1 protein-coding gene is annotated in these 1,691 nt (G+C 64.0%); it reads left to right on the forward strand.

The window, feature by feature from the left end; translation table 11 throughout:
- Positions 1-314 precede the first annotated feature (314 nt).
- The gene (locus I6A81_RS41095) at positions 315-1,553 is read left to right on the forward strand and encodes an IS110 family RNA-guided transposase (protein ID WP_203008473.1); all 1,239 of its coding nucleotides are present in this window, start codon (positions 315-317) and stop codon (positions 1,551-1,553) included.
- Positions 1,554-1,691 lie beyond the last annotated feature (138 nt).

The raw sequence follows: 1,691 nt of genomic DNA on the forward strand, positions 1-1,691 counted from the left end.
AGCAGTCATGGCGGCGTGCCGCCACCCTTTCGGAATGAGAATTTGCTACCGGTTCCGGTGGCAGCGACAGCCGTGATCTGTGTGTGGGCTTCTTTGCCGTGATGGCTACGGGCGTGCTCGTCCCGTGAGCCAATCGTGGTGCTGTCCGGGTCGACGTCGCCTGCGTTTGGTGCTGTGAGCCCGTCCAAGAGTATGACGGTGAAGGTCTGGGGCACTCTTTCCTGCTGCTTCGAGCGCGTTCCTCAGTTTCCTGCGTTCAGGCCTTCCCCGGACAGCACCCCCATTTCGACGGGAGCGGGAGGGAGTGATACGGAATGAAGGTTCTGTTTCCCCGGTGTGCGGGGCTGGACGTACATCGGGACACGGTCGTCGCTGCGGTAAGGATACAGGCCGGATCGGGAAAGACGACGACGGAGGTGCGGACGTTCGAGACGACAGGCGGGGCCCTCGGACGGCTTTCGGACTGGCTCACCGAGAATCGGGTGGCGCTCGTCGGTATGGAATCCACAGGTGTTTACTGGAAACCGGTCTTCCAGATACTCGAAGATCGGTTCGAGTGCTGGCTGCTCAACGCCGCGCACGTCCATAACGTACCGGGGCGGAAGACCGACGTGGCCGACGCCGCTTGGATCGCGGACTTGGTAGCCCACGGCCTGGTCCGCGCCTCCTTTGTGCCCCCGAAACCGTTCCGGGACCTGCGCGACCTCACCCGCGCGAGGCGCACTGTCGTCGAGGAGAAGACACGGGAGGTCCAGCGGTTGGAGAAACTGATGCAGGACGCCGGAGTCAAACTGACCTCGGTTGCCTCCAAGCTGCTCGGAGTATCCGGCAGGGCAATCCTGGAGAAGATGATCGAAGGCGAACGGAACCCGCAATACCTCGCCGAACTCGCTCGCGGCCGGCTGCGCGGAAAGATCCCCCAGCTGGCCGAAGCACTCGCGGGCACGTTCCGTTCCGGCCACCATGGCTTCCTCGCGGCGCAGCTGCTCGAACGGATCGACCTTTGCGACGAGCAGATCACCGACCTCGACCATCGGATCGAGGTGATGATCGCCCCGTTCCGGTCGACGGTAGACCGGATCCAGACGATCACCGGCGTCGCGGCGGTTACCGCCGCGATACTTGTTGCCGAGGTCGGCTTGGACATGTCCCGATTCCCGACCGCCGGCCATCTCGCGTCCTGGGCCGGAATCTGCCCCGGCAACAACACCTCCGGAGGAAAACGACTCTCCGGTCGTACCCGGCACGGAAACAAGTGGTTACGCACCGCGCTCACCGAGGCCGCGCATGCCGCAGCCCGCAGCAAGAACACCTACCTGGCCTCGCACCACGCCCAGGTCCGCGGCCGACGCGGAGTCCAGAAAGCGATCGGCGCGACCCGCCACGACATCCTCATTGCCTACTGGCACATCGTCAAGAACGACACCGACTACCACGACCTCGGCGGCGACTGGCACGCGCGCCGTCGCCGGAACCCCGAAAGACGCAAAAACACCCTTGTCACCGAACTCGAAAAACTCGGCTACACCGTCGATATCAAACCCGCCGCATAACCCGGAACAATAGGAGAACGGCACCAGAATACCCGCAGGGAAAAGCGCCTACCCGGTACGCCAGAGGAACCCGCCTCCTGGCGCGATGCCGCACGCCCAGTCCCAGCTCCACCGTGGCCAGGGAATTCACTCCTCAGC

Source organism: Frankia nepalensis (assembly GCF_016786325.1).
Classification (GTDB): Bacteria; Actinomycetota; Actinomycetes; order Frankiales; family Frankiaceae; genus Pseudofrankia; species Pseudofrankia nepalensis.

Coding starts and splice junctions, on each gene's coding strand:
- I6A81_RS41095 (WP_203008473.1), top strand. CDS start 315: ATGAAGGTTCTGTTTCCCCGGTGTGCGGGGCTGGACGTACATCGGGAC.